The 8,606-nt window shown below is 66.9% G+C and carries 6 protein-coding genes; 4 read left to right on the top strand and 2 right to left on the bottom strand.

Features of this window, described 5'->3' with window-relative positions:
* Positions 1-58: 58 nt before the first annotated feature.
* The gene (locus tag FRC96_RS22570; protein WP_146972117.1) at positions 59-955 is read right to left on the bottom strand and encodes a DUF6624 domain-containing protein; all 897 of its coding nucleotides are present in this window, start codon (positions 953-955) and stop codon (positions 59-61) included.
* 383 nt (positions 956-1,338) lie between these two features.
* Here FRC96_RS22570 and FRC96_RS00650 point away from each other — a divergent pair, with 383 nt between their 5' ends.
* The 4 genes from FRC96_RS00650 to FRC96_RS22565 all read left to right on the top strand — a co-directional run bounded on the left by FRC96_RS00650 (position 1,339) and on the right by FRC96_RS22565 (position 7,119).
* A complete protein-coding gene (locus FRC96_RS00650; protein WP_146972116.1) occupies positions 1,339-2,865 on the top strand; it encodes a hypothetical protein in 1,527 nt (508 codons plus the stop codon).
* On the top strand, positions 2,865-3,866 hold the full coding sequence (locus tag FRC96_RS00645) for a S1C family serine protease (protein ID WP_146972115.1): 1,002 nt from the start codon (positions 2,865-2,867) through the stop codon (positions 3,864-3,866). Before FRC96_RS00650 ends, FRC96_RS00645 begins: the two co-directional genes overlap by 1 nt.
* Before the next feature lie 2 nt (positions 3,867-3,868).
* Positions 3,869-4,357 carry a hypothetical protein gene (locus FRC96_RS00640; RefSeq protein ID WP_146972114.1) on the top strand — a complete coding sequence of 163 codons (489 nt, stop codon included), beginning with the start codon at positions 3,869-3,871 and terminating at the stop codon, positions 4,355-4,357.
* A 305-nt stretch (positions 4,358-4,662) separates the two neighbouring features.
* Positions 4,663-7,119 (top strand): fibrinogen-like YCDxxxxGGGW domain-containing protein, encoded by a 2,457-nt coding sequence (locus FRC96_RS22565; RefSeq protein ID WP_283808875.1) that lies wholly within the window; start codon positions 4,663-4,665, stop codon positions 7,117-7,119.
* Between the two features lie 254 nt (positions 7,120-7,373).
* Here FRC96_RS22565 and FRC96_RS00630 read toward each other — a convergent pair whose 3' ends face one another.
* Positions 7,374-8,468 (bottom strand): MYXO-CTERM sorting domain-containing protein, encoded by a 1,095-nt coding sequence (locus FRC96_RS00630; RefSeq protein WP_146972112.1) that lies wholly within the window; start codon positions 8,466-8,468, stop codon positions 7,374-7,376.
* Positions 8,469-8,606 lie beyond the last annotated feature (138 nt).

Below are 8,606 nucleotides of genomic sequence, written 5' to 3'. Positions count from 1 at the left end.
CTGACAAGGAGCAAGGACGACGCTGTAGCAGCGCTACCGCGAGGACGCAGCGACACCGTCAGCGTTGTCCTGGGGCGCTCGGCGAGCACATGGATTCAAAACGGAGTTTATACTCGTCCATGGGCTCCAGGCCGACCGCGGCGCGACGCGCGTCGAGCTCCTCGGGCGCCTCCACCTCAAAGGGCTCCCAGCCCGAGGGGCCGCACTGCCCCTGGGTGCCATAGCGCTGCGCCTCCCCGCGATGCATCGCCACCCGATCCTCGAGCATCGCCACATGATGCGCGGCCACATGGCCCTCCTCGACCTGCCCCTTCAAGCGCTCCAGCACCGCGGCCTGAAACTCCGGAGCATAGTCGGCATGCTGCACAATCCGCCACGCATCGGCCGAGGCCTGCTCCCCAACCCGCGTGATCGACGGCCAGGGGTTGTTCTCCAGATACGCCCGAAGCTCTCCGCTCGTCTCCCGATCCCGGGCCGCCCCCCGGCTCGCCAGCTCATGCTCCAGCGCCAACATCTCCTCGGCCTCCCAGTCTCCGCTGAGCACCGAGAAGGCCGCGCGCCAGAACCCATCGATCTCCCGCAGGTACGCCAGGCGCTCGGCCACATCGTCGGCCCCCTCGCCATCGCCCAACCGCGGCGGCACCTCACCCTCGGCATGCGCCTTGAGCTCCGCCTCCAGCTCCGCCAGCGTCGCCTGCACCCGCGCGCTGCGCCCCTGCTCCACCAGCGCGGCGTACTCCGCATCGGTCACCTCCCCAAAGCCCGGCACCTCGAAGGTCTCCTCCTGCGGGGCTTCCGCGGCTGTGGCCTCCGACGCTGCCGCCTCACTCTCCCCCTCGTCTCGCACCTCCTGCTGCGACGACTCCACCGGCGCCTCACTCGCCATCCCCCCGCTCCCGGCCGCACATCCACTCAGAAGCACCCACACACACCCGACCACCACACCACGCGACATCGCTACTCCTTCGCTCCGATTTTCACATCACCCAAAAACGTACCGATGCCCCAAACTAAGGAGATCCCACTCCCACGTTCAACATCACAAACCTTCACCAGCCCGCATATCCACAACGCGATGTTCGCCCCCCGGTCGTACACAACCACGAGCCCGAGATCGTGCCCGTGATCGAGATCGAGCCCGAGATCGCGTACGAGTACCAGCACGAGTACGAGCACCAGCACCTGCCCGCCCCCCGTTTGTCAGCACGCCCTTCTTTCAGCTATGAAGACACGCCTTAACACGCATTCCCCACACCACGACGCGCGCCCTCATGCTTCGCGCGCTGGCACGCTCTCGCTACGCTCTGCACCCGATACCGCTCACCCCTGAGATGGTTCATGATCCGCACACTATCCGTCCTCATCGCCACCCTTTTTCTTCTCATCGCCTCCCCGGCCCTGGCTCAGGACTGGTCGCAGACCTTTCACCCCGACTCCCTGCCCGAGGAGCTGCGTGAGATCCGCGTGGTGATCGCCCCCGGCGGCCCCGGAGCCACCGGCGCGGGTGCCGCGCTGCGCAAAAACCTCCTCGAGGCCGGCTCCCCCATGGCCATCATCAACCCCGTCATGAGCAGCGTCGAAGGGCTCGCCGACGACGAGGTCATCGCGCGCCTCAAACACCTTCCGGTCGACGCCGTCGTCATCGTCCGCACCTTCAACGATGACCCGCTCTCCGTCGGCGAAGACGACTCCATACGCATCGGCACACCGGACGACGGCTCACTCGCCGCGCTCTTTGAAGACGCGGAGGCAAACACCCCCGACGCCGACGCTGAAGACACCGACGCTGAAGACACCGAAGAAGAACCTGTTCTGGGAGCCATCAAGACCGACGACCCTGCGCTCATCGCAGAGCTGGAGGAGGGCGAGGCCCCGCAGCGCCGCGATGACGATGAGGAGGCGTCTTCCGACGACGCGCAGACCTCACAACCCGAACCCGACGCCGAGTCGCAGACCGCCGGCGGATTGGGCATCCGCGGAACGCAGTCGGTCTCGATCAACGACGGCCCCACCGCCTCCATGGCCATGATCACCTTCTACAGCATCGAGGGCGCGGCCCTCGCCGGCTTTATGGTCTACCCGGGCGTCCCCCTGACCGCCGAGCAACGCCGGAACATCGGCCGCGGCATCTCGCAAGAAGCCGTCGACGCCACCCAGAGCGCCATCCAGGACGTCGTCGGCAACGAGGGCACCGGCGCTAAGACGCAGAGCGGGCGCCTCCGCCTGCAAAACCAGGGTCGCACCTGGCAGCTTCACGACACCGAGACCGGTGAGACCACCGCCCGCGCCGACATCTACCGCACCCTGGGACGCGACGACCTCGCCAGCGCCTACGAGACCAACGCCCGCAGCAAGGCGCGCCGAACGAGCATCGGTCGCATCACCGGCTACACCGGCCTCGCCCTCCTGGCCGGGGGCTCCGCCCTGGCCATCAGCACCTACTTCCGGCAGTTCCCCGCCGACGATCCCGCCGTGGCGATGTGCTCGGCCTACGTCCAGCCCGCCATGCAGAACAACTGCCGCGCCCAGGAATCCTTCGACGCCCTCTCCGGCCAGCGCATCTCCGGCCTCTCGCTGGCCGGCGTCGGCATCGCCGCCGCGCTCACAGGCCTCGTCATCCGCAGCGCCGCGGCCCTCTACAACCCCCACCCCCTGAGCCTCACCGAGCTTCGAGATGTTGTGCATAAGACCAACACCGGCACCACAGCACCCCGAGGAGTGGGCGGCGTCAGCGGCGGAGGCGGTGTCGAAGAGGGCACCCTGCCCCGGGCCGACGACGCCGAAGGTATGCGTCTCGAGCTCTCCCCCTACCTCCAGGGCGGCCCCGACACCCGGGGCGGCCTGCACCTCCGAGGGCGCTGGTAATGATCCTCAACCCCCACACACCGCCTTATCGCAGGCTCCCCCCACACACACCGCCGCACCGCAGCCGTGCGCCCGGGGCGCTCAACCTGCTCACCCTCCTCCTGGCCGGCCTCATCCTCGGCCTCGCCACGAGCCTGGTAAGCCCAACAGACGCCGCCGCTCAGGACACCGCCGCTCAGCAAAACAACGCCAGGCTGATCAACACCGACGAGGCCGCCCCGGAGGCCGCCCCCAACGCCGCACTCCGCCAGCTGCAACGGGAGCAGCGCGCCATCTTCACCCGCGTCGCCCCCTCGGTCGTCTTTCTCACCCACGCCGAGGGCCTGGGCTCAGGCTTCTTCGTCTCCTCCGACGGCCTCATCCTCACCAACGCCCACGTCGTCGGCGATCACTCGCGCGTGCAGGTCGTCCTCCACGACGGCCGACGCCTCACCGGCGAGGTGATCGAGCGCGCCGGTGACATCGACCTGGCCCTGGTCAAAGTCCGTGTCAGCGGCGTCCCCGCCCTGCGCATGGCCGGCATGCACGACGTCGCCGTCGGCGACTGGGCCGCCGCCGTTGGCCACGGCCGCGGCGCCATCTGGACCTACACCACAGGCATGATCTCCAACATCTACCCCGCCGGCGAGGAGCGCCCCCTCTTTCAGACCCAGATCCCGCTCAACCCCGGAAGCTCCGGCGGCCCCGTCGTCAACCTCGACGGCGACGCCATCGGCGTGGTCACCGCAGGTCTCACCGACGCCCAGAGCATCAACTTCGCCATCCCCCTTCAGCAGGCCATCGCCCACCTGAGCCAACTCACCGAGCGCTGCGACTGCCTGGTCGTCAACCTCCCCGACAACACCCCCCTCTACGTCAACGACGTGCTCGTCGGCACCGGCCCCCGCGTCGTCCTGATGGTCGAAGAAGCCGACTACACACTCGCCGCCCTCATCGACGGCCGCCTGCAGCGCCGCACCATCCGCTGGCCCGCCTCACGCTCCGTCACGCTGGGAGATTGATGATGAACACCTCTACCTTACGCCCCCTCCTCCTTGCCCTGCCGCTCTTTGCCCTGGCCTGCGGCCCGCCCCTCTTCTCCGGCGCCGAAGTCCAGATGACCGTCGATGAGGTCGTCCTGGAGTTCACCACCGACGACGAGATCGACCACAACGACTACACGAGTTTTGCCGAAAACCGCTACACCCTCGACCTCTACGACGAAGGCCTCTCGCTCGGCTGGCCCTCCATCCAACCCGGCGTCTACCCCGCCGATGTGATCGCCCTGGAGTGGGACGTCGAACACAACTTCAACACCCTCTACTACTCCCTGGATCGCTGTGAGAGCTGGGAGGCCTACGCGGAAAGCTCGATCACCATCACCGCCAACGACTACGGCCTGATCGCTGGCGAGTTCCGGGGCTACGTCTGCAACTCCTGCGGCTACCAGTGCGAAGACCGTATCTTCATCGAAGGCACTTTCGCCGCAAGCCTCGATGAGAGCCCGTTCTGAGGGGTCCGGGGGGCGCCCGGGTTCGCGACGATGGTCGATTCGTGCGAGCGGTGGGGGTTCGCGGGTTGTGGTTGGGTGGTCAGGTGGTTGTGGGGCGTCACGCTTCGCGATGTCGGTCGATCTGTGAGGACGTTGGGAGGCTTACCCCCCCAATCTCCCGCCTCCTGCCGCAGGGGCCCCTCGTGTAGGCGCCCGCCACGCCTCATCGGTGTCGCGTTGCATAGGAGGTCGACGTTGTGACATGAAGTGTCACGTTCTGAAACCCTACCTCCGCCTACGCTTTTCAGATGAACTATGGAGTTTTTATGTATGTTTACCCCGCACTATCCATCAAACCTTCACTCGCCATGTTCATCCTGGCCGCTCTCACCGCCCTGAGCGCCTGCGGCGACGACGCCGACCCCTCCCCCACCGAGGGCCTGCGCGACGATGGCGCCGCCTGCGAGCGGGACGACCAATGCGAAAGCGACTTCTGCCACCCGGCAGACGGCCTCTGCGCCCGGCCCTCCTGCGGCGATGGCGTGATCCACGAGGGTGAGGACTGCGACGACGCCGGCCAGTCCGAGACCTGCAACGCGGACTGCACCGTGGCCTCCTGCGGCGATGGCATCCTCAACGAAAGCGCTGGTGAAACCTGCGACGACGCCGGCGAATCGGAAACCTGCAACGCGGACTGCTCCGCGGCCTCCTGCGGCGATGGCATCCTCAATACCGCAGCCGGCGAGTCCTGCGACGACGGCAACGACCTCAACACCGACGCCTGCACCAACGCCTGCGAACTCGCCGCCTGCGGCGACGGCTTTATGCAGCCCGGCGAAGGCTGCGATGACGGCAATGACATCGACGACGACGCCTGCACCAACGCCTGCGCACTGCCCACCTGCGGCGACGGCGTCTTGCACGAAGGCGAAGCCTGCGACGACGGCAACGACATCGACACCGACGCCTGCCTCTCCACCTGCGTGGTCGCCACCTGCGGCGACGGCATCGTCGAAGAGGGCGTCGAAGCCTGCGACGACGGCAACGACATCGACACCGACGCCTGCACCAACACCTGCCAGCTCACCACCTGCGACGATGGCATCCTCAACCAGGACGAGAGCGACGTGGACTGCGGCGGCCCCAACTGCACAGCCTGCGAAGACGGCGCGTCCTGCACCTCCGGCGATGACTGCACCTCCGGCCACTGCGCCTACGGTTTGAGCTGCGCCCCCAACCCCGTCTCCTGCCTCGACCTCCTGCTCGGCGGCACCACCACCAGCGGCGTCTACAGCATCGACCCCGACGAAGACGGCACCCTCGAAGACGTCTACTGCGACATGGACACCGACGGCGGCGGCTGGACGCTCGTCGCCTCCACCTTCCAGACCCTGCTTCGAGATGAGGCCTCCGAGCACTACGCCGACCTGAGCACCCTCGACCCGGCCAGCGGCCAGACCGGCATCTGGAGTGGTCTGCGCTCCCTCGTCGATACCACCGGCGATATGCGCTTTACCTGCAAAGTTGACGCGACCGCCTCTCAGGGCCCCACCTTCGACGTGGATCTCTCCTTCTACGACGTCTCCTGGTACCAGACCATCACCACCGGCTCTCACGCCGACTCCTGCTTTGAAGAGAATCAAGGCGCAGGCTACACCGGCCCCTGGAATCGCCGTAACAACCTCACTGGCGAACTCAAATCCAACCTGGACGCGTACGAACAAGGCTACATGGAGGGAGAAGACCGCTGTGACGCTGACACAGACTTTACCGTCGACTTTAGCGATCGCGGCATGGACTCCAACCAGACCGACGGCACCGACTGGGGCAGCGACGACGGACGCGCCAAATGCGGCTCCGTGCAGGACATGACCACCGGCGCCTGGCATATCTGGAGCCGGGAGACCACCTGCTTCGACGGCCGGCAAAGCGGCGATGAGAGCGACACCGACTGCGGCGGCTCCTGCGCGACCTCCTGCCAGACCGGGGCGAGCTGCCGCGTGGATGACGACTGCGCCTCCTCCGACTGCTATCTCGGTGTCTGCCAGACTGACCACTGCAGCAACGGGGTTCAAGACGCTGACGAGAGCGATCTCGACTGCGGCGGCTCCTGTGCTCCCTGCTCCACTGGCCAGCAATGCGCAAGCGACGCCGACTGCGGCGGCTACACCTGCGACGCCGACAACACCTGCGACATCCCCACAAGCTGCCTCGACGCCCTCACCGACACCCCCGGCCTGCCCGACGGCACCTACCTCATCGACCCCGATGGCGAGGGCCCGCTCAAAAACCTTGAGGCCTACTGCGATATGACCAGTGATGGCGGCGGCTACACCTTCCTCAAAATCAAGACTGACACCAACATCTACGCCTCCGACGCCGAGGCCCTCTGCGCCGAGCACGGCCTGCAGCTGCACATCCCCCGCTCCCAGGCCCACCTGAACGCCACCCTTACCCTGGCCCGCGCCGCCAACATCGGCCCCGACGCCAACATCCACTACGCCCGCATCTTCGGCATCTACCCCGACGTCGACGGCGCCACCTGCATCCGCACGCCCTTCAACTCCTCCAGCGCCGGCTGCGACTGGAGCGCCAGCGACGGCGGCCCCTTCTTTATCAGCACACGCGCGAACATCGCCGAACCCAACGGCGACAACACCACCGCCGGCTCTATGACCTACTCCTGGTTCCCCGACGGCACGGTCGAAGGCTACAACGACCTCCCCGGCCCGGGTGCCAGCTCTGACCGCTTCATGTGTCAGGTGGGGGATAAGGTGCCCTGAGCGCCGGGGTTCGCGATGGCGGGCGGCTCGTGCGGGCGTTGGGGGGCTCGCTTTGAGGTTAGGTGGTCAGGTGGTTGGGTGGTTGTGGGGCGCCCCGCTTCGCGACGTCGGTCGATTCGTGAGCACGGTCGGGGGGTTCGCAAAAATACGATGTCCCGCTCCCCTCCCGTAGGGAGACCCCTTATGGGTCCCCGCCGTCAAACCCTTCATAAACGTCATCTGAGGGTGGCGGGGATGGCAAGGAGCGCGTCGCTTTAGCGACGGCGACGACGCAGCGATACCGTCAGCATCGCCAGCAAACCGACAAACGTCCCACCACCGGCCCCCGAACCACTGACGCTGCAGCCGCCGGACGTATCACCATCCCCGGAGCCGCTCGCATCGCCCTGCCCCCCATCTCCCTGACCACCCGCATCCCCGAAGTCTCCCGCATCACTCTCTTCACCTACATCTCCGGAGTCTCCCTCGTCGTCCCCCGGACACGTGACCCACGCGGGCCGCTCCCCGCGTTCGACCTCCTCAAAGCTCGTGCCCGCCGGCGCTTCAACACAGATCGGCTCCAGCGTAAACACCTCCCCGGTGGTCAGACGCGTCACCTCCAGATGCGCGCAATAGGGCGAGGACGCGTCGGGGGGGTACGTCACCGAGACGGTGGCCTCCCCTGTGTGGCGCATCCATCGCTCGTCGATCGCATCCCCTTCGGCGTCTTTGATGAGCACCATGTACTGCAACGCGTCTGCGGCCAGCGCATCGATCTGAAGCGTCGACGTCACCGTCGGATGAGGCGCATACGCCACCCCCCAGCAGTCTCGGCAATCGCTCCCCCACTCACACGCCGCGGTCTCGCACTCCCTGGCGCAGCACTCGCTGCGCGTGGGCTTCTCCGGGGCCGAGAATGTCGTCTGCACCGACGAAAACGCATCCTGCGACGCCATCGTCGTCTGCCCGGTCATAAAACTCACCGCGGCCCGCTCCCAGGGCTGCCCCGTGGCGTAATCGGCCTCGAGCTCGATCTCCACCGAGTAGGTCTGCTCCGGCTCCCAGCTCGCCTCCGGGGTCCACACCAGAAGCGCCGAACGCCACTCATACTCCCCCACCACCCCGTAGCTGACCTCGCGCACGCTGCCCTCAACAGGCTCGCCATCCGCACCCGTGACGGTCACCGACCAATCATCTTCCGGACGATCCAGCCGCGCTACGATCGCCCCGTCGAGCGGCATCCCCTCCAGCCACGCCTCTTCCAGCACGACCCCCGGCTGGGGCTCCGAGCACGCCTCCGCGCTCCCCATCCCCGCACTCCACACCGCACTCGCTGCGATTCCACCCACCACCAGACATCGACATTTCATACACACTCCATTGTGGAAGAGCCCGGCCAGCCCCGGATCCTCTGATCTTCAACGCAGCCCAACTCTGCGGCCGCACGATCTCAAACTCGCCGCGACGCTCCCCCCGTCGGAAAGATGTGTTTGGGAGCGGCAAAAAGG

Source organism: Lujinxingia vulgaris (assembly GCF_007997005.1).
Taxonomy (GTDB): domain Bacteria; phylum Myxococcota_A; class Bradymonadia; order Bradymonadales; family Bradymonadaceae; genus Lujinxingia.
The sequence above is the reverse complement of the archived record's forward strand: the minus strand, read 5'-3'. Positions and strand labels throughout refer to the sequence as shown.